30 protein-coding genes and 1 pseudogene are annotated in these 19,798 nt (G+C 50.0%); 3 read left to right on the top strand and 28 right to left on the bottom strand.

Annotated features, from left to right (window positions below):
* Positions 1-56: 56 nt before the first annotated feature.
* The 28 genes from C5S62_RS12380 to C5S62_RS12260 all read right to left on the bottom strand — a co-directional run bounded on the left by C5S62_RS12380 (position 57) and on the right by C5S62_RS12260 (position 17,066).
* Positions 57-2,738 carry a hypothetical protein gene (locus C5S62_RS12380; RefSeq protein ID WP_104405688.1) on the bottom strand — a complete coding sequence of 894 codons (2,682 nt, stop codon included), beginning with the start codon at positions 2,736-2,738 and terminating at the stop codon, positions 57-59.
* Positions 2,735-3,109, bottom strand: coding sequence for a hypothetical protein (locus C5S62_RS12375; RefSeq protein ID WP_104405687.1), 375 nt, complete (start codon positions 3,107-3,109; stop codon positions 2,735-2,737). The genes C5S62_RS12380 and C5S62_RS12375 overlap by 4 nt, the downstream gene beginning before the upstream one ends.
* A gap of 42 nt (positions 3,110-3,151) precedes the next feature.
* Positions 3,152-4,702 (bottom strand): DNA (cytosine-5-)-methyltransferase, encoded by a 1,551-nt coding sequence (gene dcm / locus C5S62_RS12370; protein ID WP_104405686.1) that lies wholly within the window; start codon positions 4,700-4,702, stop codon positions 3,152-3,154.
* Positions 4,671-5,165, bottom strand: a complete 495-nt coding sequence (locus C5S62_RS12365; protein ID WP_104405685.1) for a hypothetical protein — start codon at positions 5,163-5,165, stop codon at positions 4,671-4,673. Before C5S62_RS12365 ends, dcm begins: the two co-directional genes overlap by 32 nt.
* Positions 5,162-5,362, bottom strand: coding sequence for a hypothetical protein (locus tag C5S62_RS13985; protein ID WP_223301238.1), 201 nt, complete (start codon positions 5,360-5,362; stop codon positions 5,162-5,164). The genes C5S62_RS12365 and C5S62_RS13985 overlap by 4 nt, the downstream gene beginning before the upstream one ends.
* Positions 5,355-6,065 carry a hypothetical protein gene (locus tag C5S62_RS12360; RefSeq protein ID WP_223301237.1) on the bottom strand — a complete coding sequence of 237 codons (711 nt, stop codon included), beginning with the start codon at positions 6,063-6,065 and terminating at the stop codon, positions 5,355-5,357. The genes C5S62_RS13985 and C5S62_RS12360 overlap by 8 nt, the downstream gene beginning before the upstream one ends.
* A 257-nt stretch (positions 6,066-6,322) precedes the next feature.
* Positions 6,323-6,466, bottom strand: coding sequence for a hypothetical protein (locus C5S62_RS13675; protein ID WP_190311598.1), 144 nt, complete (start codon positions 6,464-6,466; stop codon positions 6,323-6,325).
* A gap of 192 nt (positions 6,467-6,658) precedes the next feature.
* A complete protein-coding gene (locus tag C5S62_RS12350) occupies positions 6,659-6,931 on the bottom strand; it encodes a hypothetical protein (protein WP_104405683.1) in 273 nt (90 codons plus the stop codon).
* A complete protein-coding gene (locus C5S62_RS12345; RefSeq protein ID WP_104405682.1) occupies positions 6,924-7,250 on the bottom strand; it encodes a hypothetical protein in 327 nt (108 codons plus the stop codon). The genes C5S62_RS12350 and C5S62_RS12345 overlap by 8 nt, the downstream gene beginning before the upstream one ends.
* Before the next feature lie 43 nt (positions 7,251-7,293).
* Positions 7,294-7,461 carry a hypothetical protein gene (locus C5S62_RS13670; RefSeq protein ID WP_190311591.1) on the bottom strand — a complete coding sequence of 56 codons (168 nt, stop codon included), beginning with the start codon at positions 7,459-7,461 and terminating at the stop codon, positions 7,294-7,296.
* A complete protein-coding gene (locus C5S62_RS12340) occupies positions 7,458-7,784 on the bottom strand; it encodes a hypothetical protein (RefSeq protein ID WP_104405681.1) in 327 nt (108 codons plus the stop codon). The genes C5S62_RS13670 and C5S62_RS12340 overlap by 4 nt, the downstream gene beginning before the upstream one ends.
* Positions 7,781-8,146, bottom strand: coding sequence for a hypothetical protein (locus C5S62_RS12335; RefSeq protein ID WP_104405680.1), 366 nt, complete (start codon positions 8,144-8,146; stop codon positions 7,781-7,783). The genes C5S62_RS12340 and C5S62_RS12335 overlap by 4 nt, the downstream gene beginning before the upstream one ends.
* Positions 8,143-8,352 carry a hypothetical protein gene (locus C5S62_RS12330; protein WP_104405679.1) on the bottom strand — a complete coding sequence of 70 codons (210 nt, stop codon included), beginning with the start codon at positions 8,350-8,352 and terminating at the stop codon, positions 8,143-8,145. Before C5S62_RS12330 ends, C5S62_RS12335 begins: the two co-directional genes overlap by 4 nt.
* A 2-nt stretch (positions 8,353-8,354) precedes the next feature.
* Positions 8,355-9,182 carry a hypothetical protein gene (locus tag C5S62_RS13980; RefSeq protein ID WP_223301236.1) on the bottom strand — a complete coding sequence of 276 codons (828 nt, stop codon included), beginning with the start codon at positions 9,180-9,182 and terminating at the stop codon, positions 8,355-8,357.
* Positions 9,183-9,184: 2 nt separating this feature from the next.
* Positions 9,185-9,769: a DUF6291 domain-containing protein gene (locus tag C5S62_RS12320; RefSeq protein ID WP_104405678.1), complete on the bottom strand. Its 585-nt coding sequence runs from the start codon at positions 9,767-9,769 to the stop codon at positions 9,185-9,187.
* Positions 9,770-9,772: 3 nt separating this feature from the next.
* Positions 9,773-10,216 carry a DUF1064 domain-containing protein gene (locus C5S62_RS12315; protein ID WP_223301235.1) on the bottom strand — a complete coding sequence of 148 codons (444 nt, stop codon included), beginning with the start codon at positions 10,214-10,216 and terminating at the stop codon, positions 9,773-9,775.
* Positions 10,209-10,838, bottom strand: coding sequence for a DUF4494 domain-containing protein (locus C5S62_RS12310; RefSeq protein WP_104405677.1), 630 nt, complete (start codon positions 10,836-10,838; stop codon positions 10,209-10,211). The genes C5S62_RS12315 and C5S62_RS12310 overlap by 8 nt, the downstream gene beginning before the upstream one ends.
* Positions 10,822-11,109: an HU family DNA-binding protein gene (locus C5S62_RS12305; protein WP_104405676.1), complete on the bottom strand. Its 288-nt coding sequence runs from the start codon at positions 11,107-11,109 to the stop codon at positions 10,822-10,824. Before C5S62_RS12305 ends, C5S62_RS12310 begins: the two co-directional genes overlap by 17 nt.
* Before the next feature lie 140 nt (positions 11,110-11,249).
* Positions 11,250-12,710 (bottom strand): DEAD/DEAH box helicase, encoded by a 1,461-nt coding sequence (locus C5S62_RS12300; RefSeq protein WP_104405675.1) that lies wholly within the window; start codon positions 12,708-12,710, stop codon positions 11,250-11,252.
* Positions 12,707-13,363, bottom strand: a complete 657-nt coding sequence (locus tag C5S62_RS12295; RefSeq protein WP_104405674.1) for a PD-(D/E)XK nuclease-like domain-containing protein — start codon at positions 13,361-13,363, stop codon at positions 12,707-12,709. Before C5S62_RS12295 ends, C5S62_RS12300 begins: the two co-directional genes overlap by 4 nt.
* Positions 13,364-13,365: 2 nt before the next feature.
* On the bottom strand, positions 13,366-14,580 hold the full coding sequence (locus C5S62_RS12290) for a hypothetical protein (protein WP_104405673.1): 1,215 nt from the start codon (positions 14,578-14,580) through the stop codon (positions 13,366-13,368).
* Positions 14,581-14,604: 24 nt separating this feature from the next.
* Positions 14,605-15,630 (bottom strand): recombinase RecT, encoded by a 1,026-nt coding sequence (locus C5S62_RS12285; protein ID WP_104405672.1) that lies wholly within the window; start codon positions 15,628-15,630, stop codon positions 14,605-14,607.
* A 134-nt stretch (positions 15,631-15,764) separates the two neighbouring features.
* Positions 15,765-16,043, bottom strand: coding sequence for a hypothetical protein (locus C5S62_RS12280; protein ID WP_104405671.1), 279 nt, complete (start codon positions 16,041-16,043; stop codon positions 15,765-15,767).
* Positions 16,040-16,258 carry a hypothetical protein gene (locus C5S62_RS12275; RefSeq protein ID WP_104405670.1) on the bottom strand — a complete coding sequence of 73 codons (219 nt, stop codon included), beginning with the start codon at positions 16,256-16,258 and terminating at the stop codon, positions 16,040-16,042. Before C5S62_RS12275 ends, C5S62_RS12280 begins: the two co-directional genes overlap by 4 nt.
* An 11-nt stretch (positions 16,259-16,269) precedes the next feature.
* Complete coding sequence (locus tag C5S62_RS12270) at positions 16,270-16,506, bottom strand: lipoprotein (RefSeq protein ID WP_104405669.1); 237 nt, start codon at positions 16,504-16,506, stop codon at positions 16,270-16,272.
* 19 nt (positions 16,507-16,525) lie between these two features.
* The gene (locus tag C5S62_RS13665; protein WP_190311590.1) at positions 16,526-16,666 is read right to left on the bottom strand and encodes a hypothetical protein; all 141 of its coding nucleotides are present in this window, start codon (positions 16,664-16,666) and stop codon (positions 16,526-16,528) included.
* On the bottom strand, positions 16,663-16,860 hold the full coding sequence (locus tag C5S62_RS12265) for a hypothetical protein (protein WP_104405668.1): 198 nt from the start codon (positions 16,858-16,860) through the stop codon (positions 16,663-16,665). The genes C5S62_RS13665 and C5S62_RS12265 overlap by 4 nt, the downstream gene beginning before the upstream one ends.
* Before the next feature lie 11 nt (positions 16,861-16,871).
* A complete protein-coding gene (locus tag C5S62_RS12260; RefSeq protein WP_104405667.1) occupies positions 16,872-17,066 on the bottom strand; it encodes a hypothetical protein in 195 nt (64 codons plus the stop codon).
* A gap of 121 nt (positions 17,067-17,187) precedes the next feature.
* Between C5S62_RS12260 and C5S62_RS12255 the strand changes: the two genes are divergently transcribed.
* The 3 genes and pseudogenes from C5S62_RS12255 to C5S62_RS12240 all read left to right on the top strand — a co-directional run.
* Complete coding sequence (locus tag C5S62_RS12255) at positions 17,188-17,586, top strand: XRE family transcriptional regulator (RefSeq protein WP_104405666.1); 399 nt, start codon at positions 17,188-17,190, stop codon at positions 17,584-17,586.
* A gap of 280 nt (positions 17,587-17,866) precedes the next feature.
* Positions 17,867-18,280: a hypothetical protein gene (locus tag C5S62_RS12245; protein ID WP_104405664.1), complete on the top strand. Its 414-nt coding sequence runs from the start codon at positions 17,867-17,869 to the stop codon at positions 18,278-18,280.
* 406 nt (positions 18,281-18,686) lie between these two features.
* Positions 18,687-19,751, top strand: a pseudogene (locus C5S62_RS12240) (phage integrase SAM-like domain-containing protein); the annotation flags it as partial.
* Between the last annotated feature and the right edge of the window lie 47 nt (positions 19,752-19,798).

Genomic DNA, 19,798 nt, shown 5'->3' with positions numbered 1-19,798 from the left:
GCATCACGCATGGCGGCCTTTCTCGTCTTACAATAGATATTGAATTAGTACATGAGTTATCTCGGTTGATTGGTGAGGCGCGGAGTGAACTGCACAGACGCGCCATAGATACTTTCATCAGCATCGAGCGTGGCGACACCTGCAATGCGGAAATACTTGTAGGGCGTGCCACGGAAGCCGCGCAGGTAGTGGTCTTTGCTTGACCATATCAGATACCAGTTGACTAAATCGCGTGAGCCGTAGAGTGCGGTTGCCACATTGCCCTTTCGGAAGAATCCGCGCTGAATGATGCTGTCAATGGTCTTGTGGATATTGACGGTATCAAGGTTGAGCGGACGTGTAACGTACAGACATTTGACCTGCGTTTCGTCCGATTCCGAAAAGTTCACTATGTTATTCTCCTTGTCAACGGCAAGAGCCTCCGGGTAGGAGTTGAGGTGTGAGGCGATGTTTGAGAACGTCATGCCCCATAGTTTAGACTTCAACGAGAACACATAGGCATAGGTTATATTCGGAGCATAGACGATGACGCGCTGATGCACATAATCGTAAATCATTCGGCATTGCTTAAGGAACTCCGTAAACGGTAGTGTCGGCAGGCACTTGTCGGTAACCGGGTCATGCCCCAACATATCGTGCAGTTTGTCAAAGCCGGGCAGGTCAAGGGCATTAAACGGATACTCAGAATTTATGCTTTCTGAAATACATTGTGTCTGCGAACCCGAAATCAACATTATGCCTCGATCCGTGGGGAACAGCACCGCATTATCCAGTTGAGTTATTCCATCAGCGTTGATGCAGACATCGCGCGTGATAGGCTGACGCGCCGTATATGTGCCAGTCGCCGACACTTCCAACGCCCAAACTCCCTCGGACGTGAAAGCATAGAGGGGGAACTGTCCGAACTGACCCTCGGAGAGAGCCTTTGCCGCCGAGCAGATGCCCTTTATTTCCCCAGTACCGACTGTGTTGATGCCGAGAAGCGGAAACACAAAAGGATTGTTGACCTCGGACGTGTAAATCTTATTAGGGATTTCTATCGTGCGGTCGGCGTTGGAACTTGCCGAGGGCATATTGCCGTTCATACTCGGATTCTCCCAACCTGCGAAATAGAACGAGCCGTTGAGGAATCCGTGTTGCTCCAGTTGAACCTCATAGTACATGGGCACACCGTACCATGACACAATCACCGCCTTATATGCGTTCACATTCGGATAGTAGAGGTACAGGAACGGGGCCTTATAACGGGACATGGCACAACTTTCACCCTGCACAACAATATCCTTGCCGTCCTGCTTGATGAAGAAGTAAACGCTCACGCCTGCGGTGTTGTCGAAAAAGTCCGATGGCGTATCTGTCCAGTTGCCGATATATCCATCGGTGTGTGTCATCAATGCCCCGGCATTGTATTCCGCATACAGACGCTTCGATATGTTGCTGAGGTTAAGGCGTGAGTTGTAGGTGAAGCAATAGCGCGGAATCAGAGTATCGTGGCTGTCGTAGTCATCCGTCATTACCTCGCGTGTCACCAACGACTGAAGATAATCTTCCTCTACATTGAGTGCCGTGCGCGTGGTCGTAAGCTGCTCTACCTTGATACTCTCAAGCAGGTAGAACTGCGCGGTGGAGCGAATATCCTCTTTGACCGCATCGACACTACGGCGCGGAATCATCAAGCGGCCCATCGGATATGTGAGGTTGGTCGGGTCGAATGTGAAAGCGTAGAGTTTGTTGAATGTGTGACGCTGATAGCGTAACGGATATGTGGAGGTAGATACGGCCTGATTGGTATGCTTGCAGACGCAATAGGAGTTATAGCCCTCGGAGTTGGCGAATTTGGTACACTTGCCGTTTTGGTCGTAGGTGTATATGGGCTTGGAGATAAAGACATCGACCGAGCGGACAATATCTTTCCAGTTGTTGAGCATATCAAGCCGTGACTGGAGAATGACGGCGTAGTCAAGCGTATGCACCATAGCGCAGACACGGAGTTGCGCATCGGTGTATTTACCCTTACCAGTAATGTGCGACCAAAAGACCTGCGGAGCGAGGTCGGAGGAAGCAATCATGAGAACCGGAGAAGAGTGCATTGTGAGAGAGCCGTCATACAGACGATAGGCATAGCGGACGAAGAAAGGGAATATGAACTTTCCCTTGTTGGTTGACTCGTCAGCGATGAACTTATTGATGTGCGCCAACACTTGGTCGGTTATGCGTGTCTTGTTGTTGTCGGTAAACTCGTTCCAAATGTCGCCCTCTTTGATGGAATCAAAGGATATTGAGAACTCATCGGTACGCACCATCTTCCCCTGCAATCCAAACGAGATAGGGCATTCGGGAATCTTGTTGCCCAGATAGAGATACCCGGTGGTGCCTCCTTTCCAAAGGTAGTATTGCATACCGTCATCAGTAAGGAATATGAGCGTGTTGCCTACCGATGTGACCTTGATGTATTTTGAGATCGAGCCGATTGTTGTCAGCGTGTCGGGTGCTGACTTATCGTACCAACTGAACGAATTGCCGTTGCGGACAATGTAATGTGTGTAGCCCGAATTCTTGTGGATATAAACGCAGTTGCCGATTGTGTCCGAAGCCTGCCCCCCGACTTTCGGAGGCAGGACTGGTTTAAGCGCACCATCTTCCGGCACAAGATTTATGGCTACGGCAAGGTCGCCGTCCTGACATTCATAGTCGGACGGCTGTGCGGAGTAGCCATTGTATTTTACATCTTTGTTCATAGTAGCGGATGCAGAGTTATGATTGGAACATAGGTAGTGCTGTCGCGCTCGAATGCCTGGCCGACCATGTAGGCGACCTTGTCAGCCTTGACACCTACGGAATCAAGCAGGGAACGGCATAGGCGCACGCAACTGGCGCAGTAGTTACCGCTCCCTTTCTTTGTGGGCCAGCACTGCGCCTCAAACCGTCCGATGCCGTTTGTGATATGGACGGCGTGCAGGTAATACTCGCCGTTACTGACGGCTATGTTGATTGCATCACCGGGACGCAGGGCGAGGACACGCGCCACCCTTGCCGTAATGCGGATAGTACCTCTCTTGCGGCTGAAAGAGATGTCGGGTCGGCGATTATGTTCCAACAGTTTAATCATGGAGCAAAGATATTGGGAATTAGTTGTTATGATGTTTTAAGTTTAGAAAAGCGACAACTGCGCCGGGGTTTCACGGCTATGAGCAATCGGAGAGCCGCTTCCCCTTGCCGTTTCGCAGAACATCTTTCGGAAGATGTGGAAGAGGCAGGCGACCACGATAGAATTGCCTGCAAGTTTATAGAGCTGCGAATTGGATATTCCTGTGGACAGCAGTCGGTCGATATAGTGTTCGGGTACGTCCATCAAGCGGAAGCACTCGCGCGGAGTGAGTTTGCGAATCCAGTACTCAATGAGGGCAAAGTGATTGTCCTGCCACTTTGAGGTGGTGAGAGCCGGGCAAATATCGAATACACCGCCTTTGGCATATCCGTGACCGCGCTGTATAATCTTGACTTCACGTTGACCGCCCTCGTTGCAGTTGAGGCAGGGGGCGATGCCCTCAACGGAATAGACGCGCCCACGATGAGGGTTCTTGTAAGCGGAATCCTCTATGAGGTTGCCGACCTGTATGACACGCGCCTCGGCTACCATGCTGTCCTTTTGGACGGACGTGAGAGCGTTGGCAACATCCGAACCAAGTTCGATCTGCTGTGAATTTCGCCCCGATGCATCGGGGCGGCCGCGCATGGCGCAGCCGCGAGGGTCGGATATGAGATAATGCCCAGTAGCATTTACTCGAGCCAGTATCGTGCCTGCTATGTCGGGGTCAACACGTTGGTTGTAGCAGTCAATCCACAACGTCTGCTCCGGGTCAATCTTGCCGTCGGCAATCATGGCGTTGAGGCGGCTGTTGCCGTAGGTCGGCACTTTGATGTAGGTATCATATTCGCGGCTCCCTTCTTTGGTCTTGATAGCACCGCTTATGCCCTCGCCAGTCTGAAAGTTCGTCTTGAATCCGCAACCCTCGGACTGCTTGCGTTCGTTGTGCTTTATCAAGGCTTGAATCTGCTCCTGCTGTAACCAGTATTTCTCGTCAACCTCATCTTCAAGGACGTGCTTCAGTCGGCGCGTCAGTTCAAAGGGAGCCGGGAAATAGAACGGAGTATGTTCGCCGAGGAACGACACCATGAACACGCGCTCACGGTTCTGCGGCACGCCGTAGTCCTTTGCGTTGAGGACGGCATAGTAGTTGGTGTAACCGTGCTTTATCAGCCACTCACGCCACCTGCGGAAGTCATCGCTGAATTTCTTTTGCGTGGCGAGTGCCTTTACATTCTCCATGAGCAGGAACTGGGGATGCTTTGTTTCAATGGCATCGGCACAGGCCCACAAGCAGGACGAGCGTGTTCCGCTACCCTCGGTGAAGCCACGCTGTTTGCCTGCCGAAGAAATGTCTTGACAGGGGAACGAATATGTAAGCAGGTCAAAATCGGCTGTCTGCGTCCAGTCAATCTTGGTTATGTCGCCGTGGTTGGGAATGATATTCCCGTGAAGTGTACGATATGCCTTGATAGCGTTCTTGTCAATCTCCGAAATTCCGACAGTGTCAAACTGGAAATCGGGGAACGCTTGGGCAAGCAGCTCAAGGGCGATAGACTGAGAGCCGTAGCCTGCAAAGGCTTCAAAGACGCGGAGTTTCATTGAATTGTTCATGAAATTTCTTTATGGCGTTGCTAATCCGGGCATAAAATGCCTCGTACTCATCCGCCGAAAAATGGAACATAACATCAGGAGCAAAGAAGAAATCACAACCATTACCAAAGGGGTCGAACATTACATCAAGTTCATACCATAGCCCATATTCCTCAACGTGGTTAACTAAAACATCCATGCATTCAGAACGGCTAAGTCCTTCATAATTATTTCCACAAGCATCTACATAGGGGCTATAGTGCAACTTTGGACGCATATCAACCTCTATCAACATTTTTTGAAATGCCATGTATTCTTTTATCGCTTGCTCGTTACACGCGGCTTTGTAAAAGCCACATACATCACCATTGGCTGTGACCTCTCTGTGCATTTCACTGCATTGCGCCGATGAAGTGTTGCCTGCTTCCCATTGGAAGTTACGGCAGAAGCCGCAGGCAGGATATTTGAAATCTGTATTGCTCATTGGAGATAGGTTTGGCATTTGAAGCCTTTGCGTGGAGAGAACTCTGCAAAGGTGCATGATTTGAATATCATTGGTTTGTTGACATACTGGGCGAGGTCTTTTTCATACTGCGAGGGCGTGCGCTTGTTTTCAAAGTCGCGGTATGGCATGACGTATGGTTTGATACCAAAGGAGCGGAGCGTTTCAATCCTAAACATATCCTTGCCCTATGGTGGAGTTGAAGCCGACAAGTACATAGCACATGATTTTGTATGGCTTTAAGTAGCGTGTGACCTCGCGTAGTTTCTCGGTAAGGTCAATGGCAGGCAAGTCCCATGCGATATGTATGTTCCGGCGCAGACGCAGTTTGTTGAGCCAATATGCCTGCTCTTCGTTCATGATTCTTATGTCCACGCCGTGGAGGTTTACTTTCTGCCCGGCTTTGATGAGGTAATCAATCGCGCTCTTCCATTCGGGATTGGCGAAGAAATTATTGTCAAGCACCTCTATCCATTTTCCATTGGGGTTGAGTTGGACCGGTTCAACAGGACGAATCATGCCCTCTTTGTCATGGACGAGGCAGAACGGACAATGCCGTATGCAACCGCGAGAAAAGAATTGGATCGAGAAAGGATACTGGGGATAGATTGAATAGTCCATTGCCGTGGATTGCTCAATCTCTTCGGGCAATCGGCTGTGAATATCATAGCCAGTACCACCTTTGACAACTTCACATTGCCAGTCGGTTTGTTCATCGGGAGTGAACGTGAATATCTTGGACTGATATACGCGGTCATAGTTGCCGAACATGGGCAACGCTATCTCCACATTGTCGCCTTGCGACTTGTGCCACGCTGATATTTTCATGAGTGCGAAGTTGGGGAAGTTATGCCCATCAACGTCAACTATACCTATGTTCATATCAATGGATTGTATTTAGATTCGACTTGGCCTGCAGCATCCCATGTCGGATGTCTATGCCCATAGATTAACTTACACATATTCCGGGCATAGAATCCTGCCCGATGACATTCGGAATTGAAATCCTCGTCAAGCGTTCCTTCCATCGCATAAAGAGTTTCGAGGTATTCTCTTATCTCGTCCGCCTCTTTTATTGTTAGCGATATTCGATTGCCGTCTTTCTTCATGTGATAATGAATTGAATACTGAAATAAAACTCACGGCAGAGCCGGACCGGCCTGCACGTATTGCCGAGGCTCTTCGCCGTAGGGAATGAAGATGACACGTTGTTTGGTGTCAGCCTCAATCCCTTTACGGCGCAGCTTATAGAGCAGGTTGGCACGGCGTTTGGGGAATCTCATAAGCTTGATAACGGTTTACCGATGCGCTGCGCTGAATGAGAGAGCCATCAGCGACCAGTGAATCGAGTGCCTGGCCGAGCAATAAGTTGACCTCATTGCGCAGAGCGTAGTCCGGCGAGATGTGGCTGCTCCTCTTGTTGGCGATAATCTCCTTGACAAGAACGAGTGCGAGTTGTTTTGCGATAGTCATGGCTATTTAGATGTGTGGAGGGTTTCACGTTTGAGTATGAGGTAAGCTGCGAAACTATCTTCGCCTGCGCAGGTTGCTATTTCCCAACCATCAGCACCCAGCTTGCAGAGTTCGGCGATGCACTCGTCCATTTTGCTGTATGAGTAGCGGTAGCGCATATACTCGCAGGTTATGTGATAATCTCCGTGCCTTTTGCGCTCAATGCGATTGATGATAATAGTGATTATTACTGCCGAAATGATTAAGGAAGCGAAGTTTACAAGTAATTCAATCATTGTTATCTCCTTTCTCAAGTCTATCGCTTAATGCCTTGACTTGCTTTTTAAGGTTACGAATGTGATTCTTCAGCACGCGCATAGCCGCGTTGTAACTGATGTTGTAAACTCTTGCACCTCGTTTTGAGAACTTGCCACTCTCAAAGTAGGGAATATCAATTGAGATACTACCATAGGTGTTATAGTTTTTGTCTATGATGTCGGGGACTTTTTCGCCCTGCTGTTTCACAAACTCTTCCAAGTCTGATATTATGGTCTGAGTTGTTTCTATCTGCGAGTGGAGGTTATACAGCAGGCGTGCATCTTCTTTACTTATCATTTTTACCTCCTTTCAGAATTGTCATGACTTCGGCGATGCCTTGCTATTTGGTTACACGATGCCACCCCTTATATCCCTTGCGCCACTGCACAGGAAGCAGACGTTTGGCGGCTGCATATATCTGCTTACCAGTGTAAGGCATATCGAAGCGTTCCCAGCCGGAATACTCTCCAACTGCCTTAAAGATTTTTAGTGCGATTCTTACTCTCATATTAGTTCTCCTAATTTTATGATGAATACTTCTTCTTTGGGTGCGCCCCAGTCGGGATTACCGACACCTATGTGCATACTCTTAATTTCAAAGAGCATTGTTGTTGATGTATAGCCTCTATGTAAGCGGACATGGGTGTATTCCTGCCACACTTGGTTCGTTGGAAGCGATGCAAGATACCTCAATGCTCCCTCTCGTCCAGTGTCAATACGGAGGAATCGTTTTACCCAATGGTCAGAGAGTGCGCGGTATTCTTCCGGCTTTTCGCCGGACTCTTCCATGTCGTACCACTTATGCTTTACAACTAAATCAAGGATTTTCATTTCTCGTTGAGTTTATCGAGGAGTTCCTCGGCTTCACGTTTGGCAAACTCCTTGTCATCGGCAAAGGGGAATTGCTTGATGAGGCAGTAACAGCAGGTGTCAATGTGTTCGCCTGCGTAGGAAGATACGCGCACATAGACTTTCATGTTGACGTTGTAGGCGTTTGCATCCTCTTCAATCTCATAGTAGCGGTCGTACTTTGAGGAATCGGCAATGCGATCGAGGCGATGGTTGAGTTTCTTGACCTCGGCTTTGAGTTTCTTGTTGTAGTTGTCGCGCCGGGTACTGATGACTGCAGAGCGACCCAGCAGGAACGCACAAACGACCGTGAGGCAGATTGATAGTGGTGTTACGATTGTCATTTTGATTTTTGTTTAATTGTTATTTGAATGTCCATAGTGATGTTGTCAACCTTCTGCAGGAGCGAGAGTACCGACTGAACCATGTCGGACAGGCCGAGGCGTTGAGCCTCTTCGCGGTCGATACCTTTCATCCACCAGTAGGCGCGTTCAGCATTGTGGTTGGCTTCCTGAGCGTGGGTTACGATAACTTCTTCAGTAGGTGTCATGGCTATCTACGGCTTGAACCGGTCATTTCGATTATGTTGTATGACTTGAACCTATCGACCGTGCGCCCGTAGGCATCGGAGAATTCTTTGGCGAGGGCCTGCACGGATAGATTGGTGGTAAGATGACCCCGGCAGGAGAACTGCGTCCATATCTCATAGCGTGCATGGATAAACTCGCTTACCAGTTGCTTGGTGTTCTGGCCGAAGAAAGTCTGTGTCTGCAATCCGACATCGTTGAGGCAAACATTGGAGGGGCGACAGCCGTCAAAGGTGTTATCCTCTTTTGTTCCGGAGCGGTCATTGTAGGTGTATCGGTTGAGGTTGTTGTTGATGGTATAGTAGTTCACCATTTCCGTAACCGACACGTTGAAAAAGAAGTTGGGGTTCTTTGTCCTGCGCAGGTACTCGGAGAAGAGCTGCATGAGGAATGTTTTGCCGACTCCCTTTTCACCGCGCACAAGCAGGGGCTTGGCAAGTTTGTAGCGTTTGTCGGGAAACACCTGCTCTGCGAGGGCGCAGTTGTTGAAGTAATACAGCATGAAGAGTATTATCTGCTTGTTGTGGTCATCGACCACGAACTTGCGCCGTTGAGGTGCAAGAACGATGTCCTCGGCTACCTGATGCAGGAAGTTCCAGTGCCATTTGAATATGTCGGGGTCGGACAGGTCGGGGAAAGACTGGGCAGCCCTGCGCACATCAAGCTGCACCTGCTTGATTGCATTGTCAATCTTCATCTGCTCGTCACGCAGAGCGTCCCTGCGCCGTTTCTCGTAGACCTGCGCAATCATTTCGGGTGTCAGTCCAGTTGTATTTTCTGTTATGTAACTCATGGTTATTGTTCGTCATAGTCCACGCCACCGAAAGAATCACCCCTATCCGGGAAAGGAACTGCATCATCTTCGGGCGCAGGGGTTGATGTTTGTTGGTGAGCGTATGCTTTGGACATCCAGTATCGCAGATGGCTCTGACAGTCCACGAAACTATCATGATGCTCCTTGCCCTTGCGTGTCTTATCTTCGTTACAGCGATCGAGGAAACGAGAGAGGCGTTTTTCATACTCTTCCGCAGTGATGTTGAAATCCTCGCAGATAGTTTTGCGCCATTTCTCATCAGACCTCATCTGCTCCACCTCCTGCTCATAGGTAAGGGTGTAGGCAGGTTCGGCTGTGGCGGTCTGCTTCTTGGCTCGGCTCTTGCGACCGCCTTTCTTGCCATTCTCAAACCGAGCGGTGTTCACGTCAATGTTAGGCTTAATCAGCGTGAACATACCTTTGGCAACCTCGGAAAGATTCTTCGGCAGTTTCCCGAACAAAGCATACTCGCAGATGGCTGGATATATTTCAGCCTGCACGTCAGTGGGCATACATTTGATAGCCTCATAGAAGCTGCGGTAGAATATGAAACTCTCACGGTCCATAGTTCAGACTTCCTTTATGCGGATGCCATGCAGATATAGCATTAGTTTCCGCTTGATTATATATTCCTTTGTGCGAACTCCTTTCGTGTCCTCAACTATGGTCTGCCCGGTTTCGTTGTCGGTATAGACAAAGTCGGCAATGTACTTGCAGGCTTTCTCAAGGCAGACGCGGACCGGTTTACCTTTGAGGTCGGTGCCGCACTCGCCATACTGGGCAGGGATAAGTTCATAGGACACCTGCTCACAGAGATTGGAGATGACACCTGCGCGTTGCCACAACTTGAGTTGGTTGGAGCGGTCATGCTCCTTTTGAGAGGCATGACCGCCGACACGTTGTGCGCCGTACTTGTTCTTTTTGGCAGGGGCAGAGAGCGCAGAGAGTGCATCTTTCTTAACCTCATATCCGAGCCGGGCAAGCATAGCCACTCTGTTAGCACGCTTAGCCATTGTCGTTTGGTTTAGGCTTGTTACCCTTTTGGGGAATCTCGATCGTGGCAGACTTGACTGTCCTGCCATCGCAGGCAGTCATGGTGACACTCTCAACACCGCCCTCGGCGCAGGCATCTACGAACTTCTTGACGTGACGCTGAACTTTGGGGTCACGCAACATCTTGTCGGCTTCCCTTTCGGCTTCCGAGGCAAGGTTGGCGCGGTACACATCGACCAACTTTGTTTCGTTGATAGCCTCAATCTCATAGTCGGCCATCGTACCTTTCATGCCGTCAATGAAATTGTCGTATGCCTCTTTGAAACTGGAAGCCTGCACGAGGATGTAGGTTGCCGTCCGCTTTTCGGTAGCGGTCTTTTCGTCAAGGGTGATGAAATTGACCTTAACCTTGTAGAAGCGGTCGCCGGACGCATCCCAAAAGATTTCCGAGATTTTGGTAGTGACTACCGATGAAATGCGGAAGTCGCCTCCGCTGATAAAGGGCGTGAGTTCCTCAGTTACCCTTGCCTCTGCTTCGGTGCAGGACAGCGCGTCAACGAGATAGGGTTCGGTTACTTTCTTTACCGAGCCGTTCTCCATCATCTTGTCGTAACGCGCTCTGACTTCAATCCACTGTGCCATTGTTGAGTTGTTCTTTGAGTTCTTTACTGATTCTGATTCTCACGGTGCGGTGTGCAGGAACGACAATCGGCTCTTTGGTCTTGAAGTGAACCGCGTTGCGCTCCTCGCGCTGTACTACGGAGAGAGTTCCGAAGCCGCGCAGGGTTACTTCCTCGCCCTTGGCGAGTGCTTCCTTGATGACACGGATTATTCCGTCCACCGCCTTTACTGCTGTCGAAAGGTGCAGTTTCTCTGATACCGACACCTCTCTTGCCAAATCATTTTTTGTCATTGAGTTTGGATTTTAATTTGGTTGTTAACTGGTTTATCATGTACGCCCGGCACTTGCATTTCTGCATGGGGAGCGCGTCATATAGTTTCGCAGCCTCATCGAGGTAGGAAATGACCTTTTGCAGGTCGGTCTTGCAGACATCAGCCATCGGGGTCGGAATTCAGGAACAGGTCTGCCAGTTGGTCGAAATACATCTCATCGGTCGGAATGTCATCGTCAGTACCCATTATCTGGTTGGCGATTGATTTCTTCTTATGGATGATGTCGTAGAGGGTTCGGTCGATAGTGTGACGGCCGATTAGATAGTAGCAGGTGACATTATCCTTTTGCCCTATGCGGTGCGCACGGTCCTCGCACTGGCAACAGTCGGCATACGTCCACGGAAATTCCACGAATGCCACGTTGGAGGAAGCCGTGAGGGTAAGACCGACACCTGCGGCCTTGATGGAGCAGATTATCAGTTGCGCCTTTCCCGACTGGAACGCATCAACAGCCGCCTGTTTCATCATCATGGAATCGCGCCCGGTGACGCTGACCGCTTTCGGGAAAGCCTTTTTCAACTCGTCCACAATCTCATGCAGGGAACAGAAGAGTATGAGGGGCTTGCCATTGGCAAGGAACGTCTTGACAAAGTCAACCGCCTGCCTGACCTTTCCCTTTGACGAGAGGGCGCGTAGGGTCATGAACTTCACCAACGCTTCCATGCGCATCTTACGGCGTATCTCGTAGTCCTCGCATTTGGCATAGGTACGCAGGTACTCTGCCAAGTCCTCGGCCGCCAGTGCGTACTCCTCACGATTGGATATGTCAACATAGAGGTCTGTCCGTGTCTTGTCGGGGAGCTGCGTCAGCACTTTTGCTTTCTCTCTGCGAATCATGCACCGCGAGTAGAGTTCTGCCGAAAGGCGGTCAAGATTGCGAGGCTCGTCATCATCATCTTTGCCCCGGCGTTCTTTGGTGATTTCTCCACCGCCGTAGTCGGCGAGGAATTTAGATCTACCGCCGAACTCTGCCAATCGCCCCATGATTGAGAGCTGCGCAATGAGGTCGGCAGGGCGATTGACAACAGGCGTACCCGAAAGGAGTATGCGCCACTGCTTGCCCTCGACTATGCCACGCGCAAAGATTGTCTGCTGTGCCGAGGGGTCTTTGACCCTATGGCTCTCGTCAATGATTACCGACTTGAAGATTTGGATGTCCGGGCAGAACACCACGTCTTTGAGGCGGAACGATTGACCCTTGCGTGCGTGAATATCCCAAACAAAGAACTTGCGCAGGCTTTCGTAGTTGACGATGGCGACCTGTTGCATACCCATCCGCAGGAGATAGGGCCATGTGGTAGCCACGGAGTTGTCAAGCACCAGTGCTTTCTTGTCGGTGAATTTCTCAAACTCACGTTGCCAGTTGATTTTGAGCGAGGACGGACAGATAACCAAGCAGGGGTAGGCGTTGGCTGTGTCAACCACGCCTATGCTTTGGAGCGTCTTGCCCAGTCCCGGCTCATCGCCGATGAGGAAGCGTTTCCACTTCAGTCCTGCCTCGATACCCTCTTTTTGGTAAGGGTACGGCTCAACCTTGAGTTTATGCTGAAGATTGCTCATAAGGTGAAAGCCCAGTATTTGAAAGCGAGGTCTTCATACTTTTCGCGTCCGCGATTGTAGATGGCATCGCCTCGGTTGATGAATAACTTGAAGATGTTGCAGTTCTTCTTGCTGATGGCATAGATGAAATCCTTGTTGGACTTGGCTATGTCCATGTACCATGCGCGGCTCCTATCCCAGTCGAAGAAGTCAACGGCATCCTCAAACTCCCTTTGGGTTGATGCTGCGCAGGTCTTGAGGTCACCGCCGAAGTGTGCGGCATCCAACCACCAGTCCCACTTACAGCGAGTGTCAAGCGTGAAGTGGAAGCCGCCGTTCTCAAACTCCTGCGCCTTGTTGACCATGAACCGCTGTGTGTCGGCAAGTTCAAGGACTTTGGCGAGGAATGGGTCACGGCGTGCCTCGGCGCGGAGGGCGCGTTGCATTTCGCGTGCATGGAGAAACTCGTCCTCGTCAACCGGTTCGCCATCAATCGTCATGCGCAGGAAATCCACACGCGAGGGTTCGGTGATGATAGCGTCCACGATAGACCCGAAGCGGAAAGCCGCCTCGCGGTCACCGAACATCGGGCGAGGGTGCAGGAGTTCTTTCAAGGCAGTGAGGTCGGAGTTGCTGACCTCACTGCGCTGATAGTATGCATCGGGATTGTTCATGCTCACTTTGCTTTAACCTCGTCCTCGTAGCGCACGAAAGGCGAACTGATGAGTTCGGGGTTGTCCTTGTCGTTGGCAAGTTTCTCGCAGAAGGTAATCTGCTTCTTGAAAATCTTGCTGAGTTCTTCCATTGAGAGGAAGCGGCCCTCTTTCGACCACCACATTGATACCACGGCGAGGATGCCGTCGGGGGTGTCGGTGACAACGCGCTTGCGGACGGCGGTCTTAGGCTGATAGCCTACCGGGGTAGCAACGGCGGCCTGGCCGAAAAGTCCGTCCATTTCGGTAGCGGTCTGCTGTGCTTTCTTGGCGGCCTGCGCTTCCTCTTCCTTGCGCTTGCGCTCTTCGTCAAGACGGCGGGTTTCCGCAGCTTCGCGGGCCTCCAGTTCGGCTTTCATGCGTGCCTGCTCCTCGGCACTGGCTTTCGCCATGCGCTCCAGTTCACGCTTCTTTGAGGGCAGAGCGTCAGTAATGGTGTCGCGGTATTCCCCGATTTCGCTTGAGTACTGCGCCTTGAACTGCGTGGAGAGGCGGTTGAGGATAGACTGGCGAATCTTGATAGCCTCGCCATCGCTGATTTCAAACGGCTTGTGGGCGTAGGACTGGCAATGCTGAAACCACTCGTTGCCGAGGGTAGTCTTGAAGTTCTTGAGTTTCTCGCTGACCTCGTCAAAGTTCTCGATCGTGAGCGACTGGTTGAGGCTGGTGAGTTCGTTGATGGTGGAGGTGACGGTGCTGTCGAACTGACGGCGGTAGTCGTCCTCGGCTTCCTGCGTGTATCGGGCAATAGCCTGTTCGCGTTGCTGACGGCGCATTTCCTCTTGGCGTGCGCGTTCAGCCTCTTCACGCTTTTTGGCGGCATAGGCGTTGCGCTTCTGCTGAATCAGATAAGGCACGGTGTCCTTTTTGGTCGGGTCGATGGTGTTCTCCATGCCAGTGAACTCGGAGCGTATCTGGTCGAAGAGTTTTGTGAACGGCGCACGGCGTTCATTCATCGCCTTGAGAGTACGTTTCGCCTTGTCTATGTAGTCGGCACATCGTTTGTCCAGTTCATCGGTCATGCCGGAACGTTCTATCTCGTCAAGAAGATTCTTGCCGAAGTCTGCGCAACGCATGGATGAGAGCGAGTTGGTGTTGTAGGCGTTGGGTGCGCTTTGCACTATCATCTGCACGTTCTCTTCGCGCAGGATAGGCAGGTTGTTATTAGTTTCACTCATTGTACTTTGGTATTGTAAGGGTTATTAGAATACGTCATCGTTACCACCTGCGTTGTCGGCAGAGGCTTCGGGGTCGATTGTCACGCCGTTGGATGTGTCGGGGGCAGGGGCAAAGCCAGTGTCCTGCTTGGGCATGATTTCGCCAGTTGAGGTGTTGACGGAAGAGCCGTCCTCCAGTCCGTAGATGCCATCGCTGATTTCCATTTCTTCGACCTGCTGTGATTCCAGTTGGGTAGCACGGCCGACACGCGCTTTCGGGTATGACTTGAAAGCGTGCTTGATACACTTGGCGATGAGGAAGCCAGTATCAATCTTGAATGTGTTGTCCTGTCCGCGCTGTCCGTAGAGGGCGTTGGGCGCACCCTCAACCCATCGGCGGTTCTGATTATCCCATTTGCGGTTCTGACGTGCTGAGTAACCTGCGAGGCGGCTCCAGTCCTCGGGAAGCATGACAGCATAGTCAACCGAGCCGTCAGCGCGTGTAATCTTCATGAAGCAGGCTACGATGTTGCCCGATGTATGGGGCAGACGGCAGGTGTAGTTCACGAACTTGTTGCCGTTGCGCTCTCCGAACTCAAACTCATCCTCGGCATATACGATGACTGGGTTGTCGGCGTGGCGTATCTGGCCGACACGGGCGCGGTGCAGGAGTTCGCCGTAGCCGGAGATGGTGAGGACGCACTGGGTTTCGTATCTGTTTTTCTTGTTGCCCTGCTGATCGAGGTCGGAGTCAACGGCGATGGAGCGAGAGAGCAGGTATGCCTGCGCACGAGTTCCTGCGTCAAGGGAGAGACCCGATATAGCCACGTCAAGGAATGCCGTGAAGAGCGAGAATCGGGTGCAGCTCTTACGGATGTCCTCTTTCTCGGCGAGGATGCGGTTGAAGTTACGGCTTTCGCGCTCATAGGCGGCTTCGCCGGACACGCCAGTAGAGGGTGTCCACATGGCTTCGTAGATTTGGATGAACTTGTCGCGCACAAAATCATTCGTGGCGATGTCCTGCGGTTGCAGGTCGTTGATTTGCTCAACGGTAAGATTGATTTTGCTCATATTTTGAGAGATTAAAAATGTTTGTTGTCTCGTTGGTGGGAGAAGCAGGAGTCGAACCTGCGATGGCGTTTTACCGCACCAGTGCTTTCACCTACTGGTCACCTCGGCCGCTTGGTTGTATTCTCCCTTGATGACTACTTCGATGGGTCTAAGTAGTCCTGTTGTGTCCGTTGGAGCAGTCGCAGGTCTGCCGTACGGTATTCCAGTTTGCCAGGACGTTTGCATGGGGTGACTTTGCCCTGCCTGCGCCACCGCTCCACGTTTGCCCTGCCGAAAATCGCAAAAGCCTTGTTTTGGCTGATGTATTCGGGGTCGTCCTTGAATTGTTGGAGCAATACGGCTACCTCAGCGGCTACATCTTTCACGAATACGCCGTAGGGTACGCTCTTGTCGGCGAACTGGAGAAATGTCATTTGCCAACACGCTGTTTGTATTCTCGGAGTTCTGCCATTGAAGCCTTGAACAGCAGACGGTATCCGCTGACGTATCCTATTACGGCGAAGCAGAGGGCGCAGAATATCTGATTAGCTACAAGGCAACGAATGCCGTAACTAAATCCAAAAAGAATCACGAGTACTGAAAATGTGACCTGCGCGATGAGGTATATCTTTTCTATCTTGTGTAGCATGGCGGTGGGATTTAATAGGGTTCAACTCCTGCCTTGATGAAGGCGGCTTCCTCGTCCACGGAGCCGCACCAAGTATCGAGGTATTCATTGGTTGCTTGATAGGTGTTGTCGTTGCGGTCGTAGCCGTGGGCATCGCAAAAGGCGTTCCACGAGATTTCGGCGCGGAGGTCGTCAAGGGCAACCTTGTTGGTGGTGCAACCGGTCAGCAGGGCGGTTGCGAGTGCGAGGGTAAGAATGTACTTTTTCATATCTATTGTCGGTTTGATGTTACTTGATTATTAAATAGGGGTGGTATTTGAGCAGGAACTGGGTGAAGCGGTAGAGGCGGTTGACCCAGTCGCCGCGAGTGTCAATCAGATTGACTATGCGCTGTGCCTGCGCTCTCTTCTGCTCAGTGGTCTTCATCATTTTGCGTCTTTGTAGTTCTCCACATAGAGTTCGATTGTCTTGCTATCGGGGTCGAATAACCCTGCGCAGACCACAAATTCGGGAAGAGTGTGCCGAGCTGCGGTTATTACCTGTTTGGCGTTGTCGATGCTGACCACCGCCTCGCCCTCGTTGAAGAGGTCGCAGAGTGCGTAGAAAATTCCGTGCTTTGCCATAATTCAATTGTTTATTTCAATCGCGTGATGATTTGTACTCCGGCGCGTTGCGAAGTCTGAAAAAGGTAACCTTTGTCCTTTAACTCAGAGCAGGTCTTGATGACCGTTGCAGGTGCATATCCATCGGGGGCTATGCACGTTTCTCCGACATTCATTTCCTTGAGCGCATCGGCGAGTGAAGCGGTTTTGAGTTTTTTTAGTTCCATTTTTGTGGTAGCTTGATTACTTTTTAGTAAATTTGAATGCAAAGGTAATGCAATTGAATTGATTTACCAAAGCAATTTCCCAACATTGATAAACAATTAAGAATTTTTAACATATTGGCTTATGGCTGAAACTATCAATGACCGAATTGAAATGCTTGTCAATGAGCGTTTTGATGGTAATAAGGCTGCTTTTGCTAAATCAATAGGCTTACCACCTACTGGGATGTCGAGTTATTTGAGCAAGCAACGCCGTAGTAAACCGAGTGTGGACATGGTTACAAAAATTGTGGTCACCCTCGATGTTGATGCACGTTGGTTACTTACGGGAGAAGAATCGCCCAAAAAAGAGGTTCATACCGAGGGGGACTATTCTCCTGCCTCTGATAGCGGAGATGTTTCGGTGGTTGTCGGCGATGCTGTCCTTGCCGAGCGTGTGAAGTTGCTCCAGCAGTTGATTGAGGAAAAGGACGAGCGAATTGCAGAACTCAAAGAACGGATCGAGGAACTGAAAGGGAAATAATGACAGGCTTCAGTATCGCTGTTATAATTGTCGGTTTGCTTATATTTGCTGAACTATACTCAATTAGAGAAATTCTGAATAGACAGCATGATAAGTCAGAGTATGTTCAGACTGTTGAGAGCAAACTCAAATCCCTACAGATTGACTTGAACGAACAGAGCGAAGCACTCAACGAACTAATAGAAATGATTGAAGATAACAAGACGCTTCTATCTCCAAGAGATGTCGAAATCTTGAATCATTCCAAGTATGTTGCTATAAAAAACAAAAAGTCAGAGGTATGAATAAAAGCAACTACAACATATCGGACGAAGAAATGGCATCCCTTGTTGAGGCACTTGACAATATGCTTGACGAGGAAGAGCCGGACTTCTACGGCGAACTCAAGACGGCGGCATGGAACGTCCTGCATGAGAATCCCGGCATTGACATGGACGAATGGATTGACATCATTATGCGCCAGTATCCGACCGAGGTTGTGGACGCGATAGGCTCACACCCTGCCGAGGCATACGCTTCTCTCTGCGAGATGTGGGATGACGAATATACCGACCCGGAGACGGGTGAGTGCAATACCTTTCGCCAGTGGGCAAAGCGGTTCTGTTCATACTCCGCAATAGACCGATACGACAAGACCGCAGAGCAGGAAGCGATTTTAAGGCATTTGCAGGCGCGTCAGTCGCCAAAACAATAAAACCCTCAACCGAGCGCACAAAGTCCGGCAGAGGGGCATTTCTGAAAGAAATAGAGGGTTTCCGCCCTCTCTGTTAGACCGTCAAAAACAATGAATCAAAAATGAATGATTAGCCAAAATGTAAGGAAACTTACAAGGCCGCTCTAAATATCCGATATTACGTGCTTTTCGAGCGCGGCGCAGGCTGCAATAGAGGACTAAAGTCCGATACATATAAATATTAATATCAGGCTGTAATTCACTGCATTAGCGGTAATTACAGCCTGAGTTGCGTTTGGACGGTTCGTTCACTTGACCGCAAAAAATGAGCGAAATGAACGTATTTGATTACTCTCTGCTTACACTAAAATAGCCCCTGCTTACACCTGCTTACACCAATAATTTCACTGTAATAAACTGATAGGATATGACAACACTAAAAGCAATGGTAAGAAAGCCGAGAACAGATGGCTTCTACTCTGTGTACATCAGAATTGTGCACAATCGAAAACCGGGGTACATCAAAACGAATAAAATCGTTGATGCGGAACATATCACAAGTAATGGCGAACTGACAGATCCGGTCGTCAATGAGTATTGTGCTATGCTAATTAGACAATACACGGATCGGTTAAACCGAACAGACGTGTCTCTTTGGGGTATAAAAGAAGTTTTAGAGTATTTGTTAAAGGCAGACGAGGAAGTTTGTTTTAGCGAATATGCGAAATCATTTATTGGGAAAATGGAGTCCCAAGGTCGTCAGCGTACAGCAAAGAACTATCAACTCTCGGTTAATCATTTGGAACGCTATCTGGGAACGAACAAAATTATGTTTAACCATCTTACATCATCTGTATTGAGAAAATGGATAGAGCATCTATCTCAAACGAATCGTGCAAAGGAAATGTACCCCACTTGTATCCGTCAAATCTTCAAGAAGGCTATCATCGAGTTGAATGACGAGGAACGTGGTGTCATACGCATCAAATTCAATCCTTGGTTAAAGATTCAAATTCCGAAGTCTGACACCACGTTGAAACGTGCCATAAGCGCAGAAGCCTGCCGGGAGTTCTTCAACCGTCCTTTGCCTCAAACCAAGATGATTTCCTCCTTACCCGAACTTGGCAGGGATGTTGCACTTCTCTCACTCTGTATCGGTGGCATCAATACGGTAGACCTGTATAGTCTGAAAAAGAAAGACTACAATAACGGCGTAATAGGTTACAAGAGGGCGAAGACCAGGCACAGCAGAAGGGATGAAGCCTATATGGAGATGCGGATAGAACCGTTTATCCAATCAACCTTTGACAAGTATCTTTCGGACGAAGAAGACGAATACCTGTTTAACTTCCATAAGCGATACTGTGATTTCGACAGTTTCAATGCGAACGTGAACCACGGTATCCGCAAAATTTGCAGGGATATGGGCATGGAAAAAGAAGACTGCTATTGTTTCTATACATTCCGGCATACGTGGGCTACCATTGGAAAAGGCGCGTGAGTTTGACCCCTTCGGGCACGCGGGACTGACCCCTTTGG

Source organism: Prevotella sp. MGM2, assembly GCF_002933955.1.
Classification (GTDB): domain Bacteria; phylum Bacteroidota; class Bacteroidia; order Bacteroidales; family Bacteroidaceae; genus Alloprevotella.
The sequence above is the reverse complement of the archived record's forward strand: the minus strand, read 5'-3'. Positions and strand labels throughout refer to the sequence as shown.

Excerpts from the sequence above, each read along its gene's own strand:
- C5S62_RS12380 (WP_104405688.1), bottom strand. The coding sequence starts at position 2,738 with ATGAACAAAGATGTAAAATACAATGGCTACTCCGCACAGCCGTCCGAC.
- C5S62_RS12375 (WP_104405687.1), bottom strand. The coding sequence starts at position 3,109 with ATGATTAAACTGTTGGAACATAATCGCCGACCCGACATCTCTTTCAGC.
- dcm (WP_104405686.1), bottom strand. The coding sequence starts at position 4,702 with ATGAACAATTCAATGAAACTCCGCGTCTTTGAAGCCTTTGCAGGCTAC.
- C5S62_RS12365 (WP_104405685.1), bottom strand. The coding sequence starts at position 5,165 with ATGAGCAATACAGATTTCAAATATCCTGCCTGCGGCTTCTGCCGTAAC.
- C5S62_RS13985 (WP_223301238.1), bottom strand. The coding sequence starts at position 5,362 with ATGTTTAGGATTGAAACGCTCCGCTCCTTTGGTATCAAACCATACGTC.
- C5S62_RS12360 (WP_223301237.1), bottom strand. The coding sequence starts at position 6,065 with ATGAACATAGGTATAGTTGACGTTGATGGGCATAACTTCCCCAACTTC.
- C5S62_RS13675 (WP_190311598.1), bottom strand. The coding sequence starts at position 6,466 with ATGAGATTCCCCAAACGCCGTGCCAACCTGCTCTATAAGCTGCGCCGT.
- C5S62_RS12350 (WP_104405683.1), bottom strand. The coding sequence starts at position 6,931 with ATGATTGAATTACTTGTAAACTTCGCTTCCTTAATCATTTCGGCAGTA.
- C5S62_RS12345 (WP_104405682.1), bottom strand. The coding sequence starts at position 7,250 with ATGATAAGTAAAGAAGATGCACGCCTGCTGTATAACCTCCACTCGCAG.
- C5S62_RS13670 (WP_190311591.1), bottom strand. The coding sequence starts at position 7,461 with ATGAGAGTAAGAATCGCACTAAAAATCTTTAAGGCAGTTGGAGAGTAT.
- C5S62_RS12340 (WP_104405681.1), bottom strand. The coding sequence starts at position 7,784 with ATGAAAATCCTTGATTTAGTTGTAAAGCATAAGTGGTACGACATGGAA.
- C5S62_RS12335 (WP_104405680.1), bottom strand. The coding sequence starts at position 8,146 with ATGACAATCGTAACACCACTATCAATCTGCCTCACGGTCGTTTGTGCG.
- C5S62_RS12330 (WP_104405679.1), bottom strand. The coding sequence starts at position 8,352 with ATGACACCTACTGAAGAAGTTATCGTAACCCACGCTCAGGAAGCCAAC.
- C5S62_RS13980 (WP_223301236.1), bottom strand. The coding sequence starts at position 9,182 with ATGAGTTACATAACAGAAAATACAACTGGACTGACACCCGAAATGATT.
- C5S62_RS12320 (WP_104405678.1), bottom strand. The coding sequence starts at position 9,769 with ATGGACCGTGAGAGTTTCATATTCTACCGCAGCTTCTATGAGGCTATC.
- C5S62_RS12315 (WP_223301235.1), bottom strand. The coding sequence starts at position 10,216 with ATGGCTAAGCGTGCTAACAGAGTGGCTATGCTTGCCCGGCTCGGATAT.
- C5S62_RS12310 (WP_104405677.1), bottom strand. The coding sequence starts at position 10,838 with ATGGCACAGTGGATTGAAGTCAGAGCGCGTTACGACAAGATGATGGAG.
- C5S62_RS12305 (WP_104405676.1), bottom strand. The coding sequence starts at position 11,109 with ATGACAAAAAATGATTTGGCAAGAGAGGTGTCGGTATCAGAGAAACTG.
- C5S62_RS12300 (WP_104405675.1), bottom strand. The coding sequence starts at position 12,710 with ATGAGCAATCTTCAGCATAAACTCAAGGTTGAGCCGTACCCTTACCAA.
- C5S62_RS12295 (WP_104405674.1), bottom strand. The coding sequence starts at position 13,363 with ATGAACAATCCCGATGCATACTATCAGCGCAGTGAGGTCAGCAACTCC.
- C5S62_RS12290 (WP_104405673.1), bottom strand. The coding sequence starts at position 14,580 with ATGAGTGAAACTAATAACAACCTGCCTATCCTGCGCGAAGAGAACGTG.
- C5S62_RS12285 (WP_104405672.1), bottom strand. The coding sequence starts at position 15,630 with ATGAGCAAAATCAATCTTACCGTTGAGCAAATCAACGACCTGCAACCG.
- C5S62_RS12280 (WP_104405671.1), bottom strand. The coding sequence starts at position 16,043 with ATGACATTTCTCCAGTTCGCCGACAAGAGCGTACCCTACGGCGTATTC.
- C5S62_RS12275 (WP_104405670.1), bottom strand. The coding sequence starts at position 16,258 with ATGCTACACAAGATAGAAAAGATATACCTCATCGCGCAGGTCACATTT.
- C5S62_RS12270 (WP_104405669.1), bottom strand. The coding sequence starts at position 16,506 with ATGAAAAAGTACATTCTTACCCTCGCACTCGCAACCGCCCTGCTGACC.
- C5S62_RS13665 (WP_190311590.1), bottom strand. The coding sequence starts at position 16,666 with ATGATGAAGACCACTGAGCAGAAGAGAGCGCAGGCACAGCGCATAGTC.
- C5S62_RS12265 (WP_104405668.1), bottom strand. The coding sequence starts at position 16,860 with ATGGCAAAGCACGGAATTTTCTACGCACTCTGCGACCTCTTCAACGAG.
- C5S62_RS12260 (WP_104405667.1), bottom strand. The coding sequence starts at position 17,066 with ATGGAACTAAAAAAACTCAAAACCGCTTCACTCGCCGATGCGCTCAAG.
- C5S62_RS12255 (WP_104405666.1), top strand. The coding sequence starts at position 17,188 with ATGGCTGAAACTATCAATGACCGAATTGAAATGCTTGTCAATGAGCGT.
- C5S62_RS12245 (WP_104405664.1), top strand. The coding sequence starts at position 17,867 with ATGAATAAAAGCAACTACAACATATCGGACGAAGAAATGGCATCCCTT.